The organism is Shewanella marinintestina (genome assembly GCF_023283845.1).
Taxonomy (GTDB): Bacteria; Pseudomonadota; Gammaproteobacteria; order Enterobacterales; family Shewanellaceae; genus Shewanella; species Shewanella marinintestina.
This window is the reverse complement of sequence record NZ_JAKILC010000005.1, coordinates 47,904-74,394: the sequence shown is the minus strand read 5'-3', so window position 1 is coordinate 74,394 and position 26,491 is coordinate 47,904. Positions and strand designations below refer to the sequence as shown.

Below are 26,491 nucleotides of genomic sequence, written 5' to 3'. Positions count from 1 at the left end.
GATGCTGTGTTAACGAGCTTGAACGTAGAATAACTATGCTCTTCACTCGTTGCAAACCACATGGATGTGGTGAATGTCATTAATGCAGGAGCATTTAATGACCTTGCCTCAAAGCCGCTAAATTCTCGCTGAGCGACCAAATGTTTATACTGATTGGTATTAGCCCAGCACGCTTATATCAAGATGACTGGCAGCTTGCTCTGCTGTTGCTTCCGATAGGTGTGGTACAAAACCTAAGAAAGGCGCTGTAATTGCCGCTTTTAATGTTGCTAGGTTTTCTTCTGGATGCGCCATGTCAGGATCAACCTGATTAGCGACCCAACCAGCAATGTTGAGGCCATCAGCTTTTATCGCTTCCACAGTGAGTAATGCATGATTTAAACAACCAAGCTTCATACCAACCACTAAAATAACCGGCAGCTGCATCATTTGCACCACTTCAGATAAATAATGCCCGTCCCCTAATGGTAAACGCCAGCCACCAGCACCTTCGATTAAGCAAAAGTCCGCACCGACAAATTCAGACATTTTCATCATAGCCGCAATGCGGTTAGGGGCTAACTGTACGCCCATTTGCTCGGCTGCAATATGCGGAGCAATAGCAGGTAAAAATGCAAAAGGGTTAATATCTTCATAAGGAAGCTTAATCGTCGATGCAGCCATTAATGCTAACGCATCACTATTTCGTAGACCCGCTTCTGTCTCAGCGCAACCCGATGCTACAGGCTTAAAACCAACAGTTTCGCCTTTGGCAGCCGTCAATAATGCAGATGAAATAAGCGTCTTACCGCAATCAGTGTCGGTACCGGTTACAAAAAATGTCATGTTATCTCCAAGTCGCTCAGCTGCAATTAGCGCTTTTTGCGCGCCTTAATAAAGCAAATGTTATAAGTTAAAGGAAGGCCCTCTGGGGCTCGGCTCAACTCTGCCTTAGCTTGTAATGCTTGCCAATCTTTACGTCCTCTCAATGTGACCTGAGGCAAGTTAACATCTTGTTGTTGCTTAACAATTGATGCACCAACTCCTTTAATCGACTGCAACATTGATTTCAGAGTGTCAAAATGTAAGCTGATCGCCTGCGTTTCACACAGCTCAATATCCCATTGTGATTTATCAAAGCCCGCTAACAGTGTGCTCTGTTCAATAAACTGATTTATTTTAAAACCCAGAGCAGCCAATTGCTGCAAGCTATCTTTGGCGACGATGCTCATATTGAACTCTGCGCCCGCAGTTAGCACTCGATTAGCTTCTGTTATTGCTTGAGGCAGTTGTTGACACCATTGCAGAGCAACATTGGAGTAGATGCCGTCCACACTGTTGTCGAGCAAAGGCAGGTTTTGAGCATCTGCACATATCGCTTGGTAGTGTGGATAATTCGCAGTCAGAGTGCTTAACATACCCTCGGCGATATCCAGGCAAATGACCTGCTTAACGCTTGGTAAATGCGCAAAGCATGTGCCGGGGCCGGCACCAATATCCAATAATCGACCACTGACCTCAGTTTGCTTTAACAAACGTTGAGCCGTTTGTTGTTGCAATACATCATAACTATGGTAATTATCCGCTGCGGCTGAAAAACGTGCCGCCACTTGCTGACTTAGCCCATTTGATCCTTTATTCACAACATTGGATCCCGAACAATTAAAATATTGTTATTCATTAATTTGATTATTAATCGTTATTAAGGATATCAGCCAACACATTCACTAAGGCTGATATATCTTGTTGGCAATGATTGGCATTTAGCGTCAATCTTAGCCTTGCACTACCTTGTGGAACAGTTGGTGGTCTTATTGCACCTAACCAAAAGCCATGCTCTTTAAGGCGCTGAGCCACAGCCATCGTTTTAGCACTATCGCCTAAAATAATAGGCTGTATTGCAGTTAACGAATCAGTTAACTCAATATTTTTACTTTCACACTGTTCGCGAAAATAACTGATGTTCTCTTTAAGCTTTTCCCTTAGCTCTGGTTGCTGCTCTATCACTGTCAATGCGGTAAAGGCTGCCACTGCGCTTGCAGGAGATAATGCCGTGGAATAAATATAGTGCCGTGCATTAGCAACGAGAAAGTCAACTAACTCGCGGCTACCGAGAATTGCAGCACCTTGCCCACCGAGAGCCTTTCCAAATGTGACTAATTGCGCATCAATCTTAATATCATCAGTTAGTCTCGTAGCGCCAAAGCCATCTTCACCAATCACACCAAAACCATGGGCATCATCAACAATAAACCATGCACCATGTTGCTGACAAAGCGCTGACATCTCTGCTAACGGTGCGATGTCTCCATCCATACTAAATACACTTTCGGTAACCAGTGCACTTGGTTTAAAACGTTCAAAGCAGGACTTCGCACTGTCAATGTCATTGTGACTAAAGCGCTTTAGTTTTGCACCACTGTCTTGAATACCATCAATAACCGATGCATGAATGAACTTATCTGCAACAACCAGATCGTTCGGTTCAAACAAGGTTTTCATCAATGCAGTATTAGCACTAAAACCTGAGCAGAATAGTAATGCAGCTTCGTGCCCCGTTACATCACAGAGTGCTTTTTCAAGCTTGATATGCGCCTCCGTGTAACCAACAACAAGAGGTGATGCAGTGCTACCCACGCCATAATCTTTAGCACCTTGATGTAGAGCATCTATTAAAACGTTTGAAGTTGATAAGCCTAAATAATCATTACTACTAAAATTAACATAGGGTAAGGCGTCGACTTCAAAATAGTTTGACTGACTGGGATCGAGTACTAAATTAGTACGTTTTCTCAGTAAACCTTGCTCATGAAGTGCTAGATTGCGATTAGCAATACGAGTGGCGAGAGTTTCGTTCTGTTGTTCTTGATTGGAACTTTCTGACATTGATTTTGCTCAATTTAAAAGCGTTTAGTCCTTATGCCCCACAATGTGTAAGTAAGGCATAAATGACTATTATGGTTAGATTGCTTCAGATTCTATCTATTTAACAAGTTGAACTTTATTGGCTTATTCACGTTTTATAGAATACCTAGAGTGCACCAGCATCATAAAATGCTGATTGCTTTTTATTTTGCTGTGCAGCCGCTTTGGCAAGCATTGCTTCATCTTGCTCTTTCGTTGCTGCTATGCCTTGCTCTGGATGTAAACCTAACTTTTTAAATAATGCCATATCATCATTTTCTTCAGGGTTCGGCGTTGTTAACAACTTACAACCGTAGAAAATTGAGTTTGCGCCAGCAAAAAAGCACATTGCTTGCAACTCTTCAGTCATATTCTCACGGCCCGCCGATAAGCGCACCCGAGACTTAGGCATAGTAATACGTGCTACTGCGATAGTGCGCACGAACTCTAGTGGGTCGAGATCGTCAAGCTTTTCAAACGGTGTGCCTTCAACCTTTACTAACATATTAATGGGTACAGAATCAGGATGCTGTTCCAGGTTAGCTAACTGTTGAATAAGGCCAGCTCTGTCAGTTGCCTTCTCGCCCATACCGACAATACCGCCTGAGCAGACTTTCATACCTGATGCGCGCACATTAGTTAATGTATCTAAACGGCTTTGGTAGGTACGAGTGGTGATCACATCGCCATAATACTCTGGTGATGTATCTAAATTGTGGTTGTAATAATCTAAGCCCGCATCTGCTAGCGTATTTGCTTGATCAGCAGAAAGCATACCTAACGTCATGCAGGTTTCCATGCCTAATGCCTTGACCTCTTCAACCATGGTCTTTAGGTATGGCATATCACGCTCTTTAGGGTTACGCCATGCAGCCCCCATGCAAAAACGTGAAGCACCTGCCGCTTTTGCGCTGCGTGCTTCTGTTAATACGGTTTCCATTGCCATAAGGCGCTCTTTCTCAAGGCCTGTATCGTAACGAGCGCTCTGTGGACAATATTTACAGTCTTCTGGGCAAGCACCCGTTTTTATCGACAGTAAACGACTAATTTGCACTTCATTAGGATCGAACTCTTGGCGATGGATACTCTGCGCCTGAAATAGAAGATCGTTCATAGGAAGTGCAAATAAGGCTTCAATCTCTTCGCGCTTCCAGTTATTTCTTAGCTGTACTTCAGACATCTTGTTCCCTTTTCGCTCACTCGTTCAATTTATTGTTTATTTTATTGGTACACCAGTCATTTAAACTCAGCTCTTATACCAACAACCGCATTGACAAGAGTTTGAGAGTGCAAACTATTTTATATAAAAAACAAGTAACTACAAATAATTAGTTAGCTTTAAAAGTAAATATTTTGCTTGCTTAGGATACCTGCAAGCCGTAACCTGTCAACGCCATCGGAATTAAAAGGTTTACTAACGGTTAATTTATGAACACACAAGACCAGTCTACGATAAACAGCATCGACCTTCAATTTGATAGAAAACACCTTTGGCATCCTTACACCTCAATGGCCAATTCACTGCCGGCTTATGGTGTAGTTGCTGCTGAAGGTGTTGAACTGCAATTACAAGACGGTAGCAAATTAGTCGATGGTACGAGTTCTTGGTGGGCATGTGTACATGGGTATAGTCACCCAAAAATCGTTGCAGCTATGCAGCAACAAACAGCCCAGCTCAGTCATGTCATGTTTGGCGGGATCACTCATCGACCCGCCGTTGAACTGGCGCGACTACTCGTCGAGCTCACCAGTCCTAAATTAACCAAAGTATTCTTAGCCGATTCAGGTTCTATTGCCGTTGAAGTGGCAATGAAAATGGCGTTGCAATATTGGCAAGGTAAAGCCAATACCGACAAGCAGAAAATTCTTACGATTAAAAATGGTTACCATGGCGATACCTTTGCCGCGATGAGCGTATGTGATCCAGAGGGGGGGATGCACACCATGTTTGGCGAGTTAGTCACCAAGCAGCTATTTGCCCCTGCACCGCAGTCTCGATTTGATGGTGAGTTTGATCCCGAAGAGCTCAATGAAATTGCCAGTATTTTTGAAGACAATCATCAGCAAATAGCGGCGTTACTGGTTGAGCCTATAATGCAAGGCGCTGGCGGTATGCGTTTTTACCACTCAGATTATCTAGCTGCGCTGCGCAAATTATGCGACAAATATAATGTGTTACTTATTTTAGATGAAATCGCCACAGGGTTTGGCCGAACAGGTAAGCTGTTTGCCTATGAGCATAGCCATATCGAAGCAGATATTTTGTGCCTTGGTAAAGCCCTTACTGGCGGTTATATTTCCTTAGCTGCGACTATGTGTAGTGATGAAGTCGCACAAGGTGTAAGTGACTCGCCAGCAGGTGTCTTTATGCACGGCCCAACATTTATGGGTAACCCGTTAGCTTGCGCTGCAGCCATTGCCAGTATTGAACTGATTAAAGAAAACCAATGGCAAGCTCAAGTCAGTGCAATTGAAGCGCAACTAAAAACAGAGTTAGCCGACGCTATCGACTATGAACATGTACACGATGTGCGAGTACTTGGTGCTGTAGGTGTGCTTGAAATGAGTTCAACATTAAATACCGCAGAGCTGCAGCAAGAATTTGTTAATCTAGGCGTATGGATCAGACCTTTTTCTAATCTTATTTATATTATGCCGCCTTACTGCGTTACTAATGAGCAGCTAAGCAAATTGACTCATGCGATGAAAACGGTTGCAAAGGGAATTAGTCCGAAAGCGAGTGCGAGTGCTAGCGCTTTTATCAGTCACGGTTAGTATCAATAAGGAGCCAACAATGATTGGCTCTTTATAAACAGGCTACTCAGTTATTAGCGTAATAACGGCTAACGAGCTTTATTTGCGCTTGAGTGATAACCGGAAAATCTGTTCTCATATAATACTGTTTATAAGTATCAGTAAACACTCTTGTTTTGGCGATTTGATCAAAGTCCTGCATCAGCTTGATACCCGTACTCTCTGCAGTAAGACAACATTCAGTATAAGCTGCTATCACTTTAACCATACTTTGACCTTGAGTGATAAGTAAGTTATCCACTTCGATAAAAAATGCAGCGCCAGTCCAATAGACTCGCTTAAATGCTCGTTTACGCCACATATCATCAGACACTTCTGCAAGTTGCCCTGGAGACTGCTTTGTTCTTTGCTCTCCTCTTATTAGCCCATTACTGACTCGGTTAACAAACTGATGAGCATTAATAGTGTCGCTATTGAGCATCGCAACATATTGCATATAAGTAGCAAACCCCTCATTTAGCCAAAACGACGGATAGTCAAGGTAGGGTATGTAGAGATGCGATAACTCATGATATAGCGTCCAATCATCAACAAACTCGGGGAAAGTGGCATAAGCATTAATTTGTAGTCTAACTTTCACAGGGCTACCTCTTATTACTTGTCCAAACGGCACGGGTTCGCCAGTACTGCGTTTATGCACAAGCTCAATTTCAATTTTATCTTGTGGAAGTTCACCTAATGTTTCGGTAACGGCCTCGACACCATAAGAAAGCCATTTATTTAATTTTACTTTTTCTGAATCCGAAATATTTTGCTCTAAAATATCTATTTCTGTAGCAAAGACTTTATCCGGTATAAAAAAAGCAAATGACATAGTGAATGTGATGAGAAAAAACGCTCTACAAAATATCTTTTGGCTTACTTTGAACGTAAAACGAATTCCAAGAGGTAACGAATTAAACCTTCTGCAAGCAGGTCCTTTAGTGATACTCTTAACGTTCGCCATATTCTTAGCCTCTATTTCAATAACGCTTATCGTCCACTACATGGCTCTATCAATCACTTCATGAAACTCAAAACTCACTATATTTAGTCTGAACTGCTGAGTCTTTAACTATAACCTCGTCGATGTGACGTTAATGTGTAGAGTTAATCATTTGACACATAATCAAATTCTTTATGCTTTAAAAGCAAAGCTCGATTAGCCAGCGATTATTATCAACGATCAACCATCTATACGTACAAACCCCATAAAACGTTTACTTCAAAGCAAATAAAACACCACCTTAAACAGTCGTCCCAAACTAAAACCCCTACCCTTTTACCTTCAACCGATATCATTATCTAGTCAGCAAAACTTAAGTGGATGTAAGCATTGTTTACAGGTATCCATTTAGCCCAAATTTGACTAAACTGGGTCAAGCTTCGCGCAATCGCATACCCAATTATTCTGTAGCTAAGATAAAAAACTATCAGAAAAGCCAGAGATAGCTATTTTCCTAACTTGGCTATCAGATTTTCGACCTTAATTTTGGCTATAAAATGTGATTTTTTTATGATATTTCGTTTAATTTAGCCCTGAATGATAAAAATCGATAAAATAAATTGAAAAGTATTGCTATACTTGCGCGGAATTTTAGAACGTAACTCCAATAGAGTAGAAAAATGACTGATTTATCAAAGTACAGAAACATTGGTATCTTTGCTCACGTTGACGCGGGTAAAACTACTACAACTGAGCGTATCCTAAAGCTTACTGGTAAAATCCATAAGTTAGGTGAAGTGCATGACGGCGAATCAACAACTGACTTCATGGAACAGGAAGCTGAGCGTGGTATTACCATTCAGTCTGCTGCTGTTAGTTGTTTCTGGAAAGATCACCGTTTCAACGTTATCGACACCCCTGGTCACGTTGACTTTACAGTAGAAGTTTACCGTTCTCTTAAAGTTCTTGATGGCGGTATCGGTGTATTCTGTGGTTCTGGTGGTGTTGAGCCACAATCAGAAACTAACTGGCGTTATGCTAACGAATCTGAAGTTGCACGTATCATTTTCGTAAACAAGTTAGACCGTATGGGTGCTGACTTCCTACGCGTTGTTAAGCAAACTAAAGACGTACTAGCTGCTAACCCACTAGTTATGGTTCTTCCAATCGGTATCGAAGATGAGTTCAGTGGTGTTGTTGACCTACTGACTCGTAAAGCATACGTATGGGATGATACTGGCGAAGCTGAAAACTACACAGTAAACGACGTTCCAGCTGACATGGTAGATCTTGTTGAAGAATACCGTGAAATGCTAATCGAGACTGCGGTTGAGATGGACGATGACCTAATGGAATCTTACATGGAAGGCGAAGAGCCATCTATGGAAGACATTAAGCGTTGTATCCGTGCCGGTACTCGTGACATGACTTTCTTCCCAACATACTGTGGTTCTGCTTTCAAGAACAAAGGTATGCAGCTTCTTCTTGATGCTGTTGTTGATTACCTACCAAACCCAGTTGAAGTTGATCCACAGCCTCTAACTGACGAAGAAGGTAACGAGACTGGTGAAGTTGCTTTAGTTTCTATCGACGAGCCACTAAAAGCACTAGCATTCAAAATCATGGATGACCGTTTTGGTGCACTAACATTCGTACGTATCTACTCAGGTCAGCTACGTAAAGGCGACACGATTCTTAACAGTGCAACTGGTAAGACTGAACGTATCGGCCGTATGTGTGAAATGCAAGCTGATGAGCGTAACGAACTTGATTACGCACAAGCTGGTGACATCATCGCGATCGTTGGTATGAAGAACGTACAAACTGGTCACACTTTATGTGATGTTAAGCACCCTTGTACTCTTGAAGCAATGGTATTCCCAGAGCCAGTTATCTCTATCGCTGTAGCGCCAAAAGATAAAGGCGGTTCTGAGAAAATGGGTATCGCTATCGGTAAAATGATCGCAGAAGATCCATCTTTCCGCGTAGAAACTGACGAAGACTCAGGTGAAACTATCCTTAAAGGTATGGGTGAGCTTCACCTAGACATTAAGGTAGATATCCTTAAGCGTACATACGGCGTTGAGCTAATTGTAGGTGAGCCTCAAGTTGCATACCGTGAAACTATTACTCGTGAAATCGAAGATAGCTACACGCACAAGAAGCAATCTGGTGGTTCTGGTCAGTTCGGTAAGATCGACTACGTTATCCGTCCAGGCGAAGCTAACACTGGCCTAACGTTCAAATCTTCAGTTGTTGGTGGTAACGTTCCTAAGGAATTCTGGCCAGCAGTTGAGAAAGGTTTCGCTAGCATGATGAACACCGGTACTGTTGCTGGTTTCCCTGTGTTAGACGTTGAATTCGAACTTAAAGATGGTGCTTTCCACGCAGTTGACTCGTCAGCTATCGCGTTCGAAATCGCTGCTAAAGGCGCATTCCGTCAATCTATGCCAAAAGCTGGCGCGCAACTTCTTGAGCCTATCATGAACGTTGACGTATTCAGCCCAGATGACAACGTTGGTGACGTAATTGGTGACCTTAACCGTCGTCGTGGTATGATCAAAGACCAAAACGCTGGTGTTACTGGTGTTCGTATTAAGGCTGACGTACCGCTTTCAGAAATGTTCGGTTACATCGGTTCACTACGTACTATGACTTCTGGTCGTGGCCAATTCTCTATGGAATTTGCTCACTACAGCCAGTGTCCAAACAGTGTTTCTGAGAAAGTTATCGCTGAAGTTAAAGAAAGAGCTGCTAAGAAGTAACTATTAATTTAGTTATGACTCTTTAGAGTTTCAAACTTTAACGAAAAGCCTATAGGTGCAAATCTATAGGCTTTTTTATTACCCTTTCTACAGTTAAAATTTTTTATTACCAAACCTTTAGCTCAAAACACCATCACCATTCTTGCCTCTCAATAACCCCATAACTATTTAGACTCTTCCGAGCTATTCTTGATTTATTTTATTCATAATTTGTTTATTATTAATATCTAAGAGTCCAGCATAGCCAATAAGCTTTGCTCATAAATAAGAGATCAGCAATGCTGAAAATAGATTTTAGTAATGGAGCATTAAATGTCCGCCAACAAGAAGAGCTTAATGCTGGGTTTAAATCACACGGCCAAATTCAGTGCGCTCCAACTTATCAAACGGAGCGGTTAAACTGGACAGTCACCAATGAACAAGGTGGACTTATAGCTGCACTCACTGCCGACCTATTATGGCAATGGTTGTATGTAGATGAACTTTGGGTCGATGAAAGTTGTCGAGGCAAAGGCATTGGTAAACAGTTGATGATGCAGGCTGAAACTTACGCAAAAGAACAGCAATTGGCAGGTTTATGGTTATGGACTCAAAGCTGGCAAGCACCATTATTTTACCAAAACCTCGGATTTAAAGAATTTACGCGCTTTGACAACTTCCCTTCAGGCTACAGCCGAATAGGCCTAAGAAAGCAGCTCAGTTAGCGTAAAAAAATTAGTTTCAATATTAGCCAAGTATCAATTAGAGTCAACTTAGTGAGTTGCTCAGTCTACAAATACTGAGCGACATAGCATAGCCGCTAAAAATTGACATTTCAGCGGCATAACTCATTTACTTGATTTATATCTTTTCGGCTATATAGCCTCAAAACCCTTCGCCATACGGCTGATGCTACTTAAAGGAACCCTGTGCTTATTTCTATCAGCACACAGTAGTTGATGCTGCTTATCTTTTGGCTCACCGACTTGCTGAATCTGTACTTGATAACCTTCTGCTTTTGCCGCTTCACAGTAACCTTCAAACTCCCACTGCGCCATATTAGTGTTATCACAAATAACCACTGGCACTCTATTCGCTATGGCATGAATAAACCGAGTTAAGTTAAGTTTGTGATACTTAGAAAGGTTTTTTGAATTAAAACGGTATTGCCCCTCATGATAAAAGAACTCATCTGTAGAACAGATTTTGAATTGCTCGGCATGTTCTAACTTTGGTAACGCTTTAACATACTCTTCTGCCCAGTAACTTTTACCGCTACCCGGTAGACCACGCATGATAATAGCAATGCCATTGTAGTTTGTTGTTTGTGTCATCTCTTTTACTCCAACGCTTATTTTGCTAAAGCCCGCAAACGTCAATTTAATTAGGCATTACTGATTATTTTCCCGCTAAGAATATCATCAACCAATTTTGGCACTAACTCGCTCGCTTTACCTTCCAAATGATATTGGAACTGACTATGGCGGTCAGCAGTAACTAAGTTAACCTCTACGGTTTGTGCACCATGATGATTTGCGGTATCAACAAAACCCGCTGCGGGGTATACAGTCCCAGAGGTGCCAATAGCTATAAATAGGTCACAGGTATCAAGTGCATATTGAATTCTATCTAACCCAAAAGGCATTTCGCCAAACCAAACCACATGTGGCCTTAAACGCTGAGCCGGGATGCAACAAGTACAACAATGTTTGGGACCAAAAGGCTCTCTTAGCAAAAAAGTCTGTTGCGAGCGAGGACAGCGCCCTTTAGACAATTCACCGTGCATATGCAATAACCGTCTTGATCCTGCTCTTTCGTGCAAATCATCAATATTTTGGGTGATAACCAGCAGCTCACCGGTAAATTCCTTCTCTAATTTAGCTAAGGCTATATGGCCAGCATTAGGTTCAATATCACCATTATGAAACTGTTGCCATCTATCGTTATAAAAACCTTCCACTAACTCAGGGTTATTTGCATAACCTTCAGGAGTCGCTACCTCTTCAATTTTATGCTCTTCCCACAAACCATCTTGATCTCGAAAGGTACGTAACCCAGATTCGGCAGAGATCCCAGCTCCTGTCAATATTACAATCTGTTGGTACATCTACAGTCCTTTTTGTTGGTCTTTGTTATTATTTTGCCTGTTTGTAGGCAGATATGACATTAGGCGTTAGTATAAATGGGCAATAACAATACAAAAAGTATGCTTAAATTGCTTGTTTTATATCTAGTTAAGGCCTTTTATTTGCTTATGACGCTTTATTGCTAGATCAAAGGTTTAAGTTTTCAATTTGTACACATATAATGGATTGAATACCCACAAATGAACTGATTAACTTATGGCTAATCGTTCTGCAATCAAGAGATCAATAATGACAGATGGAAATCAAGCGCTAAAGAAAGCGGGTTTGAAAGTGACCTTACCACGAGTCAAAATTCTAGAATTGATGCAAGCGCCAGAGAATCAACATATTAGTGCTGAGGACCTCTATAAGAAGTTACTCGACATGGGTGAAGAGATTGGTCTTGCTACTGTATACCGCGTACTTAACCAGTTTGACGATGCCGGTATTGTGACCCGACATCATTTTGAAAGTGGTAAAGCGGTATTTGAACTTTCGTCTCAGCATCATCACGACCACTTAGTGTGTTTATCTTGCGGTAAAGTTATCGAATTCTCAGACGAAATGATTGAACGTCGTCAAGATGAAATAGCAATGAAACACAACATTAAACTGACTAATCACAGTTTATATCTATATGGTGTATGCACTAACGATGAGTGTGATCACGGCGACGCATAAATTGGCGTCCTTAGACAAAAAACCAGCATTAAGCTGGTTTTTTTGTTTCTAAATATAATTGCAAATAGTATTAGCTACAATATATTTACGCCAATACCTTATGAAATACGTTCACTTTATGGCCCATAAATTTAGCTCTGTTGCGTTCGGCCATCCCGACTTTGCGTGCAACACCTTCAGAGCCTTTATTACCGAGCAGGATTAGCGCGATAGCTTCATTGATATCATAATCTTGAAATCGTTCTAATGCCGCTACACCTGCTTCATATCCTATCCCCTGCCCCCAATATTGTGGCAAATATCGATAGCCTAACTCGACTTCATTAAACTCAGTAATAAATGTAGGTCCACAGAAACCAATAACCTTACCATCTGCTTTATGTTCTACCGCCCAGCGACCATAACCACGTTCTTGATAACTTTTGGTAATCACATTTTCAAAAATTTGTTCAGCCTGGGCAATTGATGTCATTGGCTCTCCAGGAATATATTTCAGTACCTCAGGAATGCTATTGAGTAAAAAAATCGCCTTGGTATCTTTCTCCTCAAAATGCCGTAATACCAACCTGTCGGTTTCTGTGATAATCACAATAATGTCCTCTTATGTCCCTATCTCTCTAATATACCCATATTTTGTTTAGTTTAGAAAGTATTAAAACATGTTTGCTTAAATGGCAATGATAGCGTTCAATAGCTTTAAGCCAAATAAAAGTCAGCAATAAAGGAATGCTTTATGACGATAATGCAAAAGGTCTATTGGATCATTGCCAGCTTAGGAAACTTGTTAGCAATAAACTATATGCTAAGCAATACAGGGATATTTCCCACGGCCATCTTTACCTTCACTTTTATCTACACCTTGGTAGGCTATTACGATATTAACCATAGCCCACACACGCTAAACCGTCTCTATCCAGTTGTTGCTTACCTGCGTTACTTTCTCGAATCTTATCGCGTCGAAATACAGCAATACTTTATTGCTAATGATACAGAAGAAACTCCTTTCAACCGTGAACAACGATCGCTAGTATATCAGCGAGCCAAAAACGTAAGAGATACCATCGCCTTTGGTACTCAAAGAGACCTACTTGAAGATAATTACCTTAGCCTTTGGCAATCTCTGCACCCAAAAGAGGTATTAGATACAGCGAAAAGAATCACTATCGGCGGGCCTGATTGTTCGCAGCCTTATCAAGCATGTTACTTTAATATCTCAGCCATGAGCTTTGGATCTCTTAGCGCCAACGCTATAGAATCGCTTAATCTAGGCGCTCTCAAAGCAGGCTGTTATCACAATACTGGTGAAGGCGGCGTTAGTCCTTATCATCTAAAGCATCAAGGCGATATCGTTTGGCAAATTGGTTCAGGTTTATTTGGTTGTAGAGATGACGCGGGTAATTTTAATCCTGATAGTTTTAAAGCAATGGCGACACGGCCACAAATTAAAATGATTGAAATAAAGCTAAGCCAAGGTGCTAAACCAGGGCATGGTGGCGTATTACCAGCGGCTAAAATAACTGATGAAATTGCCCAGATCCGTCATATTCCCAAAGGTGTTGATTGTGTATCACCAGCAGTAAACCCTGAGTGCACAACACCAAAAGATTTACTCAATTTTGTTGCTAAGCTTAGAGAACTCAGTAATGGAAAACCAATAGGCTTTAAGTTATGCCTTGGTAACCCTGTCGAATTTTTAGGCTTGTGTAAGGCCATGATAGAAACAGGTATTACACCCGACTTTATTACCGTAGATGGCGCCGAAGGTGGCACTGGGGCCGCACCAGTAGAATTCACTAATCGCCTAGGCATGATGTGTCTTGAAGCCGTTTATTTCGTTCATAATGCGTTAACTGGCACGGGTCTTCGCGATAAAATTAAAATTATTGCTTCAGGTAAAACTGCATCTAGTTTTGATCTGCTAGCTAAAATAGCCATGGGCGCCGATAGCGTTAACGCTGCAAGAACCATGATGTTGTCACTTGGGTGTATTCAGTCAAGGCACTGCAATACTAACTTATGCCCGACAGGTATCGCCACACAAGATCCTGCTCGTAGTAAAGCAATTAATGTGAGTGAAAAAAGTGAACGGGTTAAAAATTATCATCAAAATACATTAAAAAGCTTTTTTGAGTTAGTAGGTAGTATGGGATTAGATAGTCCTGAAAAACTACAACCTCACATGTTAAAACGGCGGACGCCTTATGGACTATTGATGTCTGTAGGTAGTTTAATTGAGCCACTTAAGCCAAATGAACTTCTCAAGGGTGAAAAGATCGCGGGACCATGGAATGACTGGTGGAGTATGGCGCAAGCTGAAGACTTTTATTCAGAAGACGTCTATATCCTCTCACCCGCGGAATTGTCTCGTTCTGTAAATAGAGAAACAACTATTAGATAGCTGCAGCTATATTCCCAGTGCTCCCATGCGTTTAAATCATGGTGATGACCTTTGGGCAAGTAAAGCAAAGTAAAGTGTCCAAAGGTTCACGAATCAAAACAGTACTAGCACGACTTATTGAAAGTTCAGCAAGCCAAATCTTAAATCTAAAAATCAAAGCGACTATGACATCAAAATAGCCAACCATACGCTCATCGTGATCACTGATAATATTGTCGATAACACAACGGTACTGGCAATAATGGCTTGTTGTTGTTTCACTTGCATCGCAATAAGATAAGCATTAACGCCGAGTGGTGAAGCACTTAGAAGTACTGATACCGCCAAATTATCCCCCTCTAAGCCAAATATATACCGCCCTATCAAATAGACGCTAAAAGGTAATAAAACCAGCTTAATAAACGAGGCAGCTAAGGCAAGTTGCCAATCTTGTGAGATTTTATAAAAACTTAAATTAGCCCCCAACACAAATAAGGCGCAGGCTAATGCTGGGGTGCTTAATAAAGTTAACCCACTGACTAGATCATCGAATAAAGGCACTTGCAATAAATTTAGAACCAAGCCGCCTGACAAACTCAATACTATAGGGTTAAACACAATTCCCTTTAGCAATAACCATAAGTCAAAACTGGCCCTATCTTGCTTATGCCCTAGCAAAAGTGTCAGCGAAAATAACAGTGCACTATGGAAGGTAATAATAGCAAATACGTTACCAATCATTTCGTCGCCAAGTGCGCCAACAATAACAGGTAAGCCTACGAGAATCGTGTTCGAATAACTGCACCCTAAACCAAATACTGCACTAGGCCCCAGTAAAGGTTTTCGCTGGCGGTTAAGCCAAGCGTATAGCACACCACCAATACAATAGGTTACCAGTACAGGAAGATAAAAACTCGCTAAGCTTTTAATCTGAAAACTTTTAGCCAAATCTGCTTGGTACATATTGATAAACAAAAAGGCGGGGATCGACAAGTAAAACGTAAACTGACTAATACCAGCAATACGCTCCTTGGTAAACGTGCCTTTAGCTGTAAAACCATAGCCGAGTATAGCCATAAACAATAGCGGAAAAATGATTGAAAGCGTCGACATAGCGGAGATCCTTACTGCTACTTCTAAGATTTCCTAGAACCGTCGGTAAAATAAGAATTGAAATGAGTTTTTCACGGGGATGATAACAAAGTATGCTTTTATTAACAAAATCAATAGTAAAATGTTAGTACTCAACTTGCACTATTGGCGAGATGCACTTGTTGAGAGTAAATTTGGCTATTACACAGCGCATTTAGGAATACGTATCGGCACCCTAGTGACATCCATGTCGCCTAAAATCTCGAACTATACGCAACCCACCTCACTTGAAATGAACGCCTAACCAAATAAATGCTAACAAGGGCTATGAAGCGAGCAGAAAAGAGCTAACTACGAGAATTTTTTAGATAGATGAAGGTTTAGCAAGTATTGCTACCCCTTACTCACTTGCCCTACTGACTGGAGATATTGAGTGGAATGATATTGCAGAAAATCTCTTTTTCGAATTGCAGCTCTAATCTGTCACGCCAAGATTGCTTATTAATCGGTACAAGATAAAAATGCTCTCTTGATGTATCAGTAACAAACGCCAAGCCATGACGCATTAACTCAAAGTGAATATCATTTACAAAGTCTGATGAAAAGTTCTGACGACCAGTTAACTGATTGATATCTTTACGAGTGAGTGCAACCCCCTCGTTAAGATCACCAAATCTTAATCGTAACCAATCAGAAAACTCTTTCGCGCTTACCATAGACATAAAAGTTACCTACAAGTTCCCTATAGATAAATTAGGTATAACAGATTGTTAAAACTACGCCATATTTTCGCTTAAATTAGCCGCATTTATCGCCATTAGTTCTAGTTAGAATCATAAATGTGAAACTAAAATCTAAAAATAGTCAGCAGGCTTGTAAATTTTACACTCAAACTTCCTTACTAAACATTTCTGCTGCCAACAAAAAAGGCGCCGAAGCGCCTTTTTACACGAGGTTAGAAATTACCAACCCGTTTTAGTACGTAACGCCTTACCGATGTCAGCAAGTGAACGTACAGTCGTTACGCCTGCAGCTTCAAGAGCGGCAAACTTATCTTCAGCAGTACCTTTACCACCAGCGATAATTGCGCCTGCATGGCCCATACGCTTGCCTTCAGGTGCTGTAACACCAGCAATGTACGAAACAACAGGCTTAGTTACGTTAGCCTTGATGTATTCAGCCGCTTCTTCTTCAGCAGTACCGCCAATTTCACCAATCATTACGATTGCTTCAGTTAGCGGATCGTTTTGGAACATTTCCAATACGTCGATAAAGTTAGTACCTGGAATTGGGTCACCGCCAATACCAACACAAGTAGACTGACCGAAACCTTCATCTGTCGTTTGCTTAACCGCTTCGTACGTTAACGTACCAGAGCGTGAAACAATACCGACTTTACCAGGCTTGTGGATATGACCAGGCATGATACCAATCTTACATTCACCCGGAGTGATAACACCTGGGCAGTTTGGACCGATCATGCGAACGCCAGTTTCTTCAAGCTTAACTTTAACTTGAAGCATATCTAACGTTGGGATCCCTTCAGTAATACAAACGATTAGCTCAATGCCACCGTCGATTGCTTCTAGGATTGCATCTTTACAGAAAGGTGCTGGTACGTAGATAACTGAAGCTGTTGCGCCAGTCACTTCTACCGCATCTTTAACAGTATTAAATACTGGCAGACCTAGGTGAGTTTGACCACCTTTTCCTGGAGATACACCACCAACCATCTTTGTACCGTAAGCGATAGCTTGCTCAGAGTGGAACGTACCTTGACCGCCAGTGAAACCCTGACAGATAACTTTGGTATCTTTGTTAATTAGTACAGACATTATTTGCCCTCCGCAGCTTTAACTACTTGCTCAGCCGCGTCAGTTAGACTTGTAGCAGCGATAATATCTAGATCAGAGTTAGCTAGAACTTCACGACCTAGATCAGCGTTAGTACCTTCTAAACGAACAACAACAGGTACTTGTACACCGACTTCTTTAACTGCGCCAATGATGCCTTCAGCAATCATGTCACAACGAACGATGCCACCAAAGATGTTCACAAGAACAGCTTTAACGTTTGAGTCAGACAAGATAATCTTGAACGCTTCAGCAACACGCTCTTTAGTTGCTCCGCCGCCTACGTCTAGGAAGTTAGCTGGCTTGCCACCGTGTAGATTTACAATGTCCATGGTACCCATTGCAAGGCCTGCGCCGTTAACCATACAACCAACGTTTCCGTCTAGTGCGACATAGTTAAGCTCAAACTTAGCCGCGTGTGCTTCGCGAGCATCATCTTGTGATGGATCGTGCATTTCACGGATTTTTGGTTGACGGAATAGTGCGTTACCATCGATACCAATCTTGCCATCAAGACAGTGAATGTTGCCTTCGTCAGTGATAACAAGTGGGTTGATTTCTAGTAGTGCGAAATCATGGTCTTCAAACATTTTCGCTAAGCCCATAAAGACTTTAGTGAATTGCTTCATTTGAGTAGGGTTTAGACCTAACTTGAAGCCAAGATCGCGTGCTTGGTACGGCTGTGGACCAGTAAGCGGATCGATGATTGCTTTGTGGATCAACTCTGGCGTTTCTTCAGCCACAGTTTCAATTTCCACACCACCTTCAGTAGACGCCATAAATACAACGCGACGTGTTGCACGGTCTACCACTGCACCTAGGTACAATTCATTTGCGATGTCAGTGCAGCTTTCTACTAAAATTTTAGCAACTGGCTGGCCTTTCTCATCAGTTTGGTAAGTAACAAGGTTCTTACCTAACCAATGTTCAGCAAACGCTCGGATCTCTTCTTTGTCGCCAGTGACTTTAACGCCACCTGCTTTACCACGGCCGCCAGCGTGTACTTGACACTTAACAACCCACATATCACCGCCAATGTGTCCTGCTGCTTCAACTGCTTCTTGGGCAGTATCACATGCAAAACCTTCTGACACTGGTAAACCATATTCGGCAAATAGAGATTTCGCCTGATACTCATGCAAATTCATGATGATCTATCCATTATACTTCTTGTGTATTTCAACAGGCCCAAATGGGCCTGCACGAGGGTATTGTTTGTTCTTGGCCTATAGGTCAAGTAACAAACGAGTTGGATCTTCTAGGAAGTCTTTAATAGCAACCAAATAACCAACTGATTCACGACCATCTACAATACGGTGATCGTAAGAAAGTGCGAGGTACATCATAGGCAGGATTTCAACCTGACCATTAACTGCCATTGGGCGATCTTTAATAGCATGCATGCCTAAAATCGCGCTCTGTGGCAGATTCAAGATTGGTGTTGACATCAATGAGCCAAATACACCACCGTTAGTCACGGTGAAGTTACCACCAGTCATGTCATCAACGGTTAGCTTACCGTCACGACCTTTAATTGCTAATTCACGAACATTACGTTCGATATCAGCCAGACTCATCTTGTCAGTATCACGCAGTACTGGCGTGACAAGACCACGAGGAGTCGATACAGCAATGCTCACATCAAAGTAGTTGTGGTAAACAATATCGTCACCATCAATTGATGCGTTCACTTCAGGGAAACGCTTAAGTGCTTCAGTAACCGCTTTCACGTAGAAAGACATGAAACCTAGACGAATACCGTGGCGCTTTTCAAAAATCTCTTGATACTGCTTACGGATATCCATGATTGGCTTCATGTTAACTTCGTTAAACGTGGTTAACATAGCAGTAGAGTTTTTCGCTTCTAATAAACGATTAGCAATCGTTTTACGAAGACGTGTCATAGGTACACGTTTTTCGCTACGTTCTGCTAAAGGTGCAACAGCAACGGGTGCTGAAGGTGTCGGCGCTGCAGCAGGTTTGTTTTTCACAAATGCTTCAACGTCTTCTTTAGTGATGCGTCCACCAACGCCCGTACCTTTAACCGCATTTGCATCTACGTTATGCTCAGCAATTAAACGACGTACAGATGGGCTTAATGCATCATTTGATTCATCAGCAGTTTCGCTGGCAGGGGCTGCAGCTTCCGCTTGTGCTTTAGTTACTTCTTGACCGGCAACTGCGCCAGCAACAAAGCTTGCAATCACTGCCTCACCCAGTACCGTATCACCTTCTTCAGCTAAAAATGCTGAGATCTGGCCATCTTCTGGAGCAACAACTTCAAGTACAACTTTATCAGTTTCAATATCAACAAGGATTTGATCACGAGAAACTTGCTCGCCAGCTTGAACATGCCAAGTAGCAATAGTCGCATCAGCAACTGATTCTGGCAGTACGGGTACCTTAATTTCGATACTCATGGATTACGATCCTTCTTATAAATGTTCTATTACTACAGCTTTAATGCACTGTTGATTAATGATTCTTGTTGCTGAGCATGCAATGATGGATAACCGCATGCAGGCGCAGCTGAGGCTTCACGACCGGCGTAGCTCAATTGAGCTCCTGCAGGGATGACGCTCCAGAAATGGTGTTGACTGCAATACCAAGCACCTTGGTTTTGCGGCTCTTCTTGGCACCATACAAAATCTTTTACGTGGCTATATTCAGCAAGGGCTGCTGCCGCTTCATCGTGTGGGAACGGATAAAGCTGTTCAACACGAATAAGTGCCACGTTATCTAGACCTTCTTTACGACGACGCTCAAGTAGCTCAAAGTAAACTTTACCGCTACAGAATACGACTCTATCGACTTTAGTTGCGTCTAGCTCATCGATTTCACCAATAACGTTCTGGAAGGTCCCTTCAGCAAGCTCTTCCAAACTTGAAACCGCTAGCGGGTGACGTAGCAAAGACTTAGGAGACATAACCACAAGCGGACGACGCATAGGTCGCACAACCTGACGACGCAGCATGTGATACACCTGTGCAGGCGTTGATGGCACGCAAACTTGCATGTTGTGGTTAGCACAAAGCTGTAAGAAGCGCTCTAAACGTGCACTAGAGTGCTCTGGACCTTGGCCTTCATAACCATGAGGCAATAACATCGTTAGACCACATAGACGGCCCCACTTTTGCTCACCTGATGATAGGAACTGGTCAATTACCACTTGAGCACAGTTAGCAAAGTCACCAAACTGAGCTTCCCAAAGGGTTAAGCCACCCGGTTCTGCTGTCGCATAACCATATTCGAATGCTAATACTGATGCTTCAGAAAGCACTGAGTCAGTAATATCTATCGGTCCTTGCTCATCAGCAATGTTACGTAGTGGCATATAAGCCGTTGCGTCATTTTGATTGTGCAATACCGCATGACGGTGGAAGAAAGTACCACGGCCCGAATCTTGACCAGTAATACGAATACGTTGCTTGTCTTCAAGAATCGATGCGTAAGCTAAGGTTTCAGCAAAGCCCCAGTCAAGCAGCTTCTCGCCGGATGCCATTGCTAAACGATCTTTGTAGATTTTAGCTACGCGAGACTGCAATTTATGGCTTTCTGGCACATAACTGATTTTGTCAGCAAGATTTTTAATGCGGTCAAGTGACATGTGAGCATCGTAAGAGTCATTCCACTCTGCGCCGATGTATGGGCTCCAGTCAACCGAGTGAAGTGTCATTGGACGCCACTCTTTAACCACACAATCACCACCATCTAATGCATCACGGTAATCGTTAACCATAGAGGTGACATCGTCGCTACCAAGCGTGTTTTCAGCAATTAAGCGGTCTGCATAAATTTTTCTTGGCGTTGGATGTTTTTTGATTTTAGCGTACATCAATGGCTGAGTTGCACTAGGCTCATCAGCTTCGTTATGACCATGACGGCGATAACAAACTAAATCAATTACCACATCGCGTTTAAACTCGTTGCGATAATCAACGGCAAGCTGTGACACAAAGGCTACAGCTTCTGGATCATCTGCATTGACGTGGAAAATCGGAGCCTGAACCATCTTAGCGATATCGGTACAGTACTCAGTAGAGCGCACATCTTCTGTTAAGTTAGTGGTGAAACCCACTTGGTTGTTAACCACGATGCGGATACTGCCGCCAACCTTAAAGCCACGAGTCTGTGACATGTTAAAGGTTTCTTGCACGATACCTTGGCCAGTAATTGCCGAGTCACCATGAATGGTGATTGGCATGACTTGCTTGCCTGTATCGCAGCCACGACGATCAAGTCGAGCACGAACAGAGCCGATAACCACTGGGTTAACAATCTCTAGATGAGATGGGTTAAAGGCTAGCGCTAAGTGAACGTTGCCGCCTGGTGTTTCAAAATCTGAAGAAAAGCCTTGGTGATACTTAACATCACCACTACCGTTTAATTCGCTGTGTTTACCAGCAAATTCATCAAACAGTTCCGACGGCTTCTTACCAAGAATGTTTACCAGTACATTTAAACGACCGCGGTGGGCCATACCAATAACTACTTCTTTAGTACCCGCATCACCTGCTCGGTAGATGATCTCACGCATCATAGGAACCAGCGCGTCGCCGCCTTCTAATGAAAAGCGTTTTGCACCAGGGAATTTAGCGCCTAGGTATTTTTCCATACCTTCTGCGGCGTTAAGTCCTTCAAGAATTCGAGTTTTATCCGCTTTAGAGTAATTTGCAGCACCGAGAGAAGGCTCAAGACGTTGCTGTAACCAACGTTTCTCATCAGTGTCGGTAATGTGCATATACTCAGCACCAATAGAGCCACAGTAAGTCGCTTTTAGTGCTTTAACTAAGTCCACAAGCTTCATGGTTTCGCCACCATGTGCAAATGAACCTGTGTTAAATTGACGCTGCATGTCATCGGCATCTAGGCCATGAAATGCTGGGTCTAACTCAGAAACCTTATCGCGCTTCCAAATATGAAGCGGATCTAAATTGGCATTCTGATGACCACGGAAACGGTGAGCGTTAATTAACTGTAGGACTTTAACTTGTTTTGCATCGACTTCATGATCGGTCACCTTAGGTGAGCCTTTCTGACGTCCATCTAATGCAAGACTACGAAAATAGTCACGTACTTTAGAGTGGGCAGCTTCTGGAACATCCGCTGATGAACCATTAACTAGAGGGAGGTTATCAAACACGACACGCCAGTCTTCAGTTACCGACTGTGGATCGACTTGATAGGCTTCATACATCTCTTCTACATAGGTCGAATTCGCGCCATTAAGATGTGACGATTCGAGCCAGGCTTTCATGATGCCTTGGTGCATTTCTATTCCTTTCAAACTGTATACACGTGCTTAGCCAAAGTCATAAATACAGAGGGTTTGAGCGGACCCAAATTCTCTGTAATCTCTGTAGCCCCGAGAGTTCCAGATTTTCTTTATAATTGTCTTCCATGACACAAAAAAGAGTCACCCTCCACAGGGAAAGTGACTCATATAGAGCTATATCATTATTGGCTCTTGGTTCTGCATACTAAACGGCTCTCTGCAGCAGCATAGACTTAATGTGTCCAATTGCTTTTGTAGGATTAAGCCCTTTAGGACAAACGTCAACACAGTTCATGATGCCGTGGCAGCGGAATACGCTGTATGCGTCATCAAGACCCGATAAACGTTCTTCTGTCGCCGTATCACGGCTGTCAATCAAGAAGCGGTAAGCATGCAGCAAACCACTTGGACCGATGAACTTATCAGGGTTCCACCAGAACGAAGGACAAGCAGTAGAACAACATGCACACATAATACACTCATAGAGTCCATCTAAGTGCTCACGTTCTTCTGGTGATTGCAGATGTTCACGCGCCGGCGTTTTTTCATCGTTAATCAAGAAAGGCTTAATCTTCTCGTACTGGGTGTAGAACTGAGTTAAATCAACAATCAAGTCACGTACAACTGGCATACCAGGTAACGGACGGATTTCAATTTTTTTACCTTTGAAGGTAGAAACGGGCGTGATACACGCTAAACCATTTTTACCATTCATGTTGATACCATCACTGCCACAAACACCTTCACGGCATGAGCGTCTAAACGCCAGAGTTGGATCAAGCTCTTTTAGCTTTAGCAATGCATCAAGGACCATCATATCGGTACCTTCATCCACTTCTAAGCTGTAATCCTTCATGTATGGCTTAGTATCTACATCAGGATTGTAGCGATAAACTGCAAATTCCAATTTCATCGGGTTTTCTCCTTAGTAGGTACGTTTGATAGGCGGGAATGCGGCGCGAAGCTTAGGCTCCATGTTCACATCACGCTTAGTCATAAGCTCGGTAACTGGGTCATAAATACTGTGACATAACCAGTTATCATCATCACGCTCTAGGTAATCTTCACGTGAATGAGCACCACGGCTTTCAGTACGGAAATTTGCCGCTGTTGCCGTTGCAATCGCAGTGGCCATCAAGTTATCTAGCTCTAAACATTCAATACGCTGAGTATTAAACTCTGTTGAGTTATCAGATAGCTTGGCATTGGCTAGACGCTCACGAATGGCTTTCAGCTCTTTAAGACCTTCAGCCATCGCATCGCCACTTCTAAATACCGAGAAGTTAAGTTGCATACAAAGCTGTAAGTCTTTGCGGATAACCGCAGGATCTTCACCGTCTTTGTTGCTTTCCCAGCGATTTAAACGTGCTAGAGAAGCATCAACTTCTTCTTGGCTAGCCTCTTTTGGCGTCGGCGTTTCATCTAACGCTTTACCTAAATGTTGCCCTGCTGCTCGACCAAATACTACAAGATCTAACAATGAGTTACCACCCAATCGGTTAGCTCCATGTACCGATACGCACGCAATTTCACCAACAGCAAATAAGCCAGTGACTTCTTCTTCGCTGCCATCATTATTTTGACGAACAACTTGACCACTCACTTTAGCTGGCAAACCGCCCATCATATAGTGACAAGTCGGCAATACTGGGATTGGACCGTCTGCTGGATCGATATGTGCGAATGTGCGCGACAATTCACAAACACCTGGTAGGCGTGCTTCTAAGGTCTCTTTACCTAAGTGATCAAGCTTAAGCAAACAGTGCGGGCCTAATGGACCATCAAGACCACGACCTTCACGGATTTCAGTCATCATAGAACGTGCTACCACGTCACGTGATGCCAAATCTTTCGCGTTAGGTGCGTAACGTTCCATGAAACGTTCACCGTCTTTGTTTAGTAGGTATCCGCCTTCACCACGACAACCTTCAGTTACCAAAACACCTGCGCCAGCAATACCCGTTGGGTGGAACTGCCACATTTCCATGTCTTGCATCTGCACGCCAGCGCGCATCGCCATACCCACACCGTCGCCAGTGTTAATATGTGCGTTTGTGGTTGATGCGTAGATACGCCCTGCTCCACCCGTTGCTAGAATGGTAGCTTTGGCTTTAAAATAAACGATTTCACCGGTTTCAATCTCGATTGCAGTACAACCAACAATCACACCGTCTTCATTTTTGACTAAGTCGAGTGCATACCACTCAGAAAAGACTTCAGTTTTATGCTTAACGTTTTGTTGGTATAGGCAATGCAGTAGTGCGTGACCTGTACGGTCAGCAGCTGCCGCTGTGCGCGCAGCCTGTTCACCACCAAAGTTTTTAGATTGACCTCCAAACGGACGCTGGTAGATTTTGCCGTTTTCAAAACGAGAGAATGGCAGACCCATGTGCTCTAGTTCAATAACCGCTTCAGGACCGGTTTTACACATAAACTCAATCGCTTCTTGGTCACCGATAAAATCGGAACCTTTCACTGTATCGTACATGTGTTGTTCCCAGTGATCTTCGTGTGCATTACCAAGAGCTACGGTAATACCCCCCTGTGCAGATACGGTATGAGAACGAGTTGGAAAAACTTTAGATAACAGCGCACAGCTCTTACCTTCTTTAGATATTTGTAAAGCGGCACGCATACCGGCGCCACCAGCACCGATTACAACCGCGTCAAATTCGCGAACAGGAATACTCACTTAAACACCCCACACAATCAAAATGCCTGCGGCCAAATAACAGAAGGCTGCTACGACAAAAACAAACTGAAGTACACCACGTAGAGAAACGCACTTTACATAATCGGTAAGTACCTGCCAAATACCAATCCAGGCATGTACTAACACCGCAACTAAAGCGAGTATTGTGAACACTTTCATTGGCAATGCGCTGAATAAGCCATGCCATGCGTCATAAGTTAGTGGAGAGCTACATGCGATAAACCCAACCAAAAAAATGGTGTAACAGGCTAGGACTACAGCACTTGCACGTATAAGAATAAAGTCATGGACACCGCTGCGGCCAAGACTTGCTGCGTTAGTTACCATACCCAAATCCCCGCAATAATTGAAAACACTACTGATAATGCAATAGCGACTTTAGCTGAAGAAACACCAGAAGAGAGCTCTTCCCAATAGCCAGCATCCATCACTAAGTGGCGAATGCCCACTATCAAGTGATAACCCAGCGCGGTAAGAATTCCCCAGATGATGAACTTAACAACGAAGTTATCAAAAAGAGATTGGACGCCTGCGAAACTCTCGGCTGATGCTAATGATTCATTAAGCAACCAGATAAGAATACCGACGGCAAACAGCATGATGACACCCGATACACGATGAAGAATGGACGCGATCGCTGTTGCAGGGAAGCGTATGGTCTGCAGATCTAAATGGACAGGTCTTTGCTTTTTCACGTTCTGCTCACTCTGCTCAATTGAGCTATTTTTTGTTATATGAACCGCTTTTGCTTAAATTCTAAACGGTGATCTCAATCACGGTTTAGAACTTTTACAAAAGAAAACTTGAAACAAACATTTAACAGATTTAGCAACCACTAATTAAGCATGCAAAAAAGTGATAACTTATCGCCAATGTATGCAGCTCTTCTGAGCTGCGGCAAGTATACGTGGGTGAAATGTCAAATACAAACATCACATTATGCAAATTTTGTTTTTTTGGTAAAAAAATCTGCCAAGCACCAGCTGGCACAAGCACTTAGGCCTAATT

General features: G+C 42.7%; 23 protein-coding genes. 5 read left to right on the top strand and 18 right to left on the bottom strand.

Annotated elements, in window-relative coordinates; genetic code table 11:
- Nucleotides 1–159 precede the first annotated feature (159 nt).
- The 4 genes from bioD to bioB all read right to left on the bottom strand — a co-directional run bounded on the left by bioD (nt 160) and on the right by bioB (nt 4,063).
- Entirely contained in the window at nt 160–825 is a 666-nt protein-coding gene (bioD, locus tag L2747_RS07055; protein ID WP_248998372.1) for a dethiobiotin synthase, read from the bottom strand.
- 26 nt (nt 826–851) lie between these two features.
- Entirely contained in the window at nt 852–1,622 is a 771-nt protein-coding gene (locus tag L2747_RS07050) for a methyltransferase domain-containing protein (protein WP_248998371.1), read from the bottom strand.
- 49 nt (nt 1,623–1,671) lie between these two features.
- Complete coding sequence (locus tag L2747_RS07045) at nt 1,672–2,865, bottom strand: aminotransferase class I/II-fold pyridoxal phosphate-dependent enzyme (protein ID WP_248998370.1); 1,194 nt, start codon at nt 2,863–2,865, stop codon at nt 1,672–1,674.
- A 145-nt stretch (nt 2,866–3,010) separates the two neighbouring features.
- Nucleotides 3,011–4,063 carry a biotin synthase BioB gene (bioB, locus tag L2747_RS07040; RefSeq protein WP_248998369.1) on the bottom strand — a complete coding sequence of 351 codons (1,053 nt, stop codon included), beginning with the start codon at nt 4,061–4,063 and terminating at the stop codon, nt 3,011–3,013.
- Between the two features lie 248 nt (nt 4,064–4,311).
- Between bioB and bioA the strand changes: the two genes are divergently transcribed.
- A complete protein-coding gene (gene bioA / locus L2747_RS07035) occupies nt 4,312–5,658 on the top strand; it encodes an adenosylmethionine--8-amino-7-oxononanoate transaminase (RefSeq protein ID WP_248998368.1) in 1,347 nt (448 codons plus the stop codon).
- A gap of 46 nt (nt 5,659–5,704) precedes the next feature.
- Here the strand turns inward: bioA and L2747_RS07030 are convergent, their stop codons facing one another.
- Complete coding sequence (locus tag L2747_RS07030; protein ID WP_248998367.1) at nt 5,705–6,511, bottom strand: M61 family metallopeptidase; 807 nt, start codon at nt 6,509–6,511, stop codon at nt 5,705–5,707.
- A gap of 791 nt (nt 6,512–7,302) precedes the next feature.
- Here L2747_RS07030 and fusA point away from each other — a divergent pair.
- Nucleotides 7,303–9,387, top strand: coding sequence for an elongation factor G (gene fusA / locus L2747_RS07025; RefSeq protein WP_248998366.1), 2,085 nt, complete (start codon nt 7,303–7,305; stop codon nt 9,385–9,387).
- Between the two features lie 278 nt (nt 9,388–9,665).
- Nucleotides 9,666–10,091: a GNAT family N-acetyltransferase gene (locus L2747_RS07020; RefSeq protein WP_248998365.1), complete on the top strand. Its 426-nt coding sequence runs from the start codon at nt 9,666–9,668 to the stop codon at nt 10,089–10,091.
- 150 nt (nt 10,092–10,241) lie between these two features.
- On the opposite strand, the gene L2747_RS07015 is transcribed toward L2747_RS07020, so the two are convergent.
- Together L2747_RS07015 and cobB are read right to left on the bottom strand one after the other, a co-directional pair.
- Nucleotides 10,242–10,700, bottom strand: a complete 459-nt coding sequence (locus L2747_RS07015; RefSeq protein ID WP_248998364.1) for an AAA family ATPase — start codon at nt 10,698–10,700, stop codon at nt 10,242–10,244.
- Nucleotides 10,701–10,750: 50 nt separating this feature from the next.
- Nucleotides 10,751–11,473, bottom strand: a complete 723-nt coding sequence (gene cobB / locus L2747_RS07010) for a Sir2 family NAD+-dependent deacetylase (protein ID WP_248998363.1) — start codon at nt 11,471–11,473, stop codon at nt 10,751–10,753.
- Nucleotides 11,474–11,741: 268 nt separating this feature from the next.
- Here cobB and fur point away from each other — a divergent pair, with 268 nt between their 5' ends.
- Nucleotides 11,742–12,173, top strand: a complete 432-nt coding sequence (fur, locus tag L2747_RS07005) for a ferric iron uptake transcriptional regulator (protein WP_220781983.1) — start codon at nt 11,742–11,744, stop codon at nt 12,171–12,173.
- A gap of 85 nt (nt 12,174–12,258) precedes the next feature.
- Here fur and L2747_RS07000 read toward each other — a convergent pair whose 3' ends face one another.
- On the bottom strand, nt 12,259–12,762 hold the full coding sequence (locus L2747_RS07000; RefSeq protein WP_248998362.1) for a GNAT family N-acetyltransferase: 504 nt from the start codon (nt 12,760–12,762) through the stop codon (nt 12,259–12,261).
- 144 nt (nt 12,763–12,906) lie between these two features.
- Between L2747_RS07000 and L2747_RS06995 the strand changes: the two genes are divergently transcribed.
- Nucleotides 12,907–14,571 (top strand): FMN-binding glutamate synthase family protein, encoded by a 1,665-nt coding sequence (locus tag L2747_RS06995; protein ID WP_248998361.1) that lies wholly within the window; start codon nt 12,907–12,909, stop codon nt 14,569–14,571.
- A gap of 162 nt (nt 14,572–14,733) precedes the next feature.
- On the opposite strand, the gene L2747_RS06990 is transcribed toward L2747_RS06995, so the two are convergent.
- The 10 genes from L2747_RS06990 to sdhC all read right to left on the bottom strand — a co-directional run bounded on the left by L2747_RS06990 (nt 14,734) and on the right by sdhC (nt 26,199).
- Entirely contained in the window at nt 14,734–15,663 is a 930-nt protein-coding gene (locus L2747_RS06990) for an AEC family transporter (protein WP_248998360.1), read from the bottom strand.
- A 392-nt stretch (nt 15,664–16,055) separates the two neighbouring features.
- Nucleotides 16,056–16,364 (bottom strand): hypothetical protein, encoded by a 309-nt coding sequence (locus L2747_RS06985; protein ID WP_248998359.1) that lies wholly within the window; start codon nt 16,362–16,364, stop codon nt 16,056–16,058.
- A 240-nt stretch (nt 16,365–16,604) separates the two neighbouring features.
- Nucleotides 16,605–17,477 carry a succinate--CoA ligase subunit alpha gene (sucD, locus tag L2747_RS06980; protein WP_220781978.1) on the bottom strand — a complete coding sequence of 291 codons (873 nt, stop codon included), beginning with the start codon at nt 17,475–17,477 and terminating at the stop codon, nt 16,605–16,607.
- Nucleotides 17,477–18,643 (bottom strand): ADP-forming succinate--CoA ligase subunit beta, encoded by a 1,167-nt coding sequence (gene sucC / locus L2747_RS06975; RefSeq protein WP_248998358.1) that lies wholly within the window; start codon nt 18,641–18,643, stop codon nt 17,477–17,479. The genes sucD and sucC overlap by 1 nt, the downstream gene beginning before the upstream one ends.
- A gap of 78 nt (nt 18,644–18,721) precedes the next feature.
- Entirely contained in the window at nt 18,722–19,915 is a 1,194-nt protein-coding gene (gene odhB / locus L2747_RS06970) for a 2-oxoglutarate dehydrogenase complex dihydrolipoyllysine-residue succinyltransferase (protein ID WP_248998357.1), read from the bottom strand.
- Nucleotides 19,916–19,947: 32 nt separating this feature from the next.
- The gene (gene sucA / locus L2747_RS06965) at nt 19,948–22,767 is read right to left on the bottom strand and encodes a 2-oxoglutarate dehydrogenase E1 component (protein WP_248998356.1); all 2,820 of its coding nucleotides are present in this window, start codon (nt 22,765–22,767) and stop codon (nt 19,948–19,950) included.
- Nucleotides 22,768–22,975: 208 nt separating this feature from the next.
- Nucleotides 22,976–23,683 (bottom strand): succinate dehydrogenase iron-sulfur subunit, encoded by a 708-nt coding sequence (locus tag L2747_RS06960; protein ID WP_220781975.1) that lies wholly within the window; start codon nt 23,681–23,683, stop codon nt 22,976–22,978.
- A gap of 12 nt (nt 23,684–23,695) precedes the next feature.
- Entirely contained in the window at nt 23,696–25,462 is a 1,767-nt protein-coding gene (sdhA, locus tag L2747_RS06955) for a succinate dehydrogenase flavoprotein subunit (RefSeq protein WP_248998355.1), read from the bottom strand.
- Nucleotides 25,463–25,810, bottom strand: a complete 348-nt coding sequence (gene sdhD / locus L2747_RS06950; RefSeq protein WP_248998354.1) for a succinate dehydrogenase, hydrophobic membrane anchor protein — start codon at nt 25,808–25,810, stop codon at nt 25,463–25,465.
- Nucleotides 25,804–26,199 (bottom strand): succinate dehydrogenase cytochrome b556 subunit, encoded by a 396-nt coding sequence (gene sdhC, locus L2747_RS06945; RefSeq protein ID WP_220781988.1) that lies wholly within the window; start codon nt 26,197–26,199, stop codon nt 25,804–25,806. The genes sdhD and sdhC overlap by 7 nt, the downstream gene beginning before the upstream one ends.
- Nucleotides 26,200–26,491: the final 292 nt, after the last annotated feature.

Coding starts and splice junctions, on each gene's coding strand:
- L2747_RS07030 (WP_248998367.1), bottom strand. CDS start 6,511: ATGTCATTTGCTTTTTTTATACCGGATAAAGTCTTTGCTACAGAAATA.
- bioA (WP_248998368.1), top strand. CDS start 4,312: ATGAACACACAAGACCAGTCTACGATAAACAGCATCGACCTTCAATTT.
- bioB (WP_248998369.1), bottom strand. CDS start 4,063: ATGTCTGAAGTACAGCTAAGAAATAACTGGAAGCGCGAAGAGATTGAA.
- L2747_RS06985 (WP_248998359.1), bottom strand. CDS start 16,364: ATGTCTATGGTAAGCGCGAAAGAGTTTTCTGATTGGTTACGATTAAGA.
- cobB (WP_248998363.1), bottom strand. CDS start 11,473: ATGTACCAACAGATTGTAATATTGACAGGAGCTGGGATCTCTGCCGAA.
- L2747_RS06960 (WP_220781975.1), bottom strand. CDS start 23,683: ATGAAATTGGAATTTGCAGTTTATCGCTACAATCCTGATGTAGATACT.
- sucC (WP_248998358.1), bottom strand. CDS start 18,643: ATGAATTTGCATGAGTATCAGGCGAAATCTCTATTTGCCGAATATGGT.
- fusA (WP_248998366.1), top strand. CDS start 7,303: ATGACTGATTTATCAAAGTACAGAAACATTGGTATCTTTGCTCACGTT.
- L2747_RS07015 (WP_248998364.1), bottom strand. CDS start 10,700: ATGACACAAACAACAAACTACAATGGCATTGCTATTATCATGCGTGGT.
- L2747_RS06995 (WP_248998361.1), top strand. CDS start 12,907: ATGACGATAATGCAAAAGGTCTATTGGATCATTGCCAGCTTAGGAAAC.
- bioD (WP_248998372.1), bottom strand. CDS start 825: ATGACATTTTTTGTAACCGGTACCGACACTGATTGCGGTAAGACGCTT.
- sucD (WP_220781978.1), bottom strand. CDS start 17,477: ATGTCTGTACTAATTAACAAAGATACCAAAGTTATCTGTCAGGGTTTC.
- odhB (WP_248998357.1), bottom strand. CDS start 19,915: ATGAGTATCGAAATTAAGGTACCCGTACTGCCAGAATCAGTTGCTGAT.
- sdhD (WP_248998354.1), bottom strand. CDS start 25,810: ATGGTAACTAACGCAGCAAGTCTTGGCCGCAGCGGTGTCCATGACTTT.
- L2747_RS07045 (WP_248998370.1), bottom strand. CDS start 2,865: ATGTCAGAAAGTTCCAATCAAGAACAACAGAACGAAACTCTCGCCACT.
- L2747_RS07020 (WP_248998365.1), top strand. CDS start 9,666: ATGCTGAAAATAGATTTTAGTAATGGAGCATTAAATGTCCGCCAACAA.
- fur (WP_220781983.1), top strand. CDS start 11,742: ATGACAGATGGAAATCAAGCGCTAAAGAAAGCGGGTTTGAAAGTGACC.
- L2747_RS06990 (WP_248998360.1), bottom strand. CDS start 15,663: ATGTCGACGCTTTCAATCATTTTTCCGCTATTGTTTATGGCTATACTC.
- sucA (WP_248998356.1), bottom strand. CDS start 22,767: ATGCACCAAGGCATCATGAAAGCCTGGCTCGAATCGTCACATCTTAAT.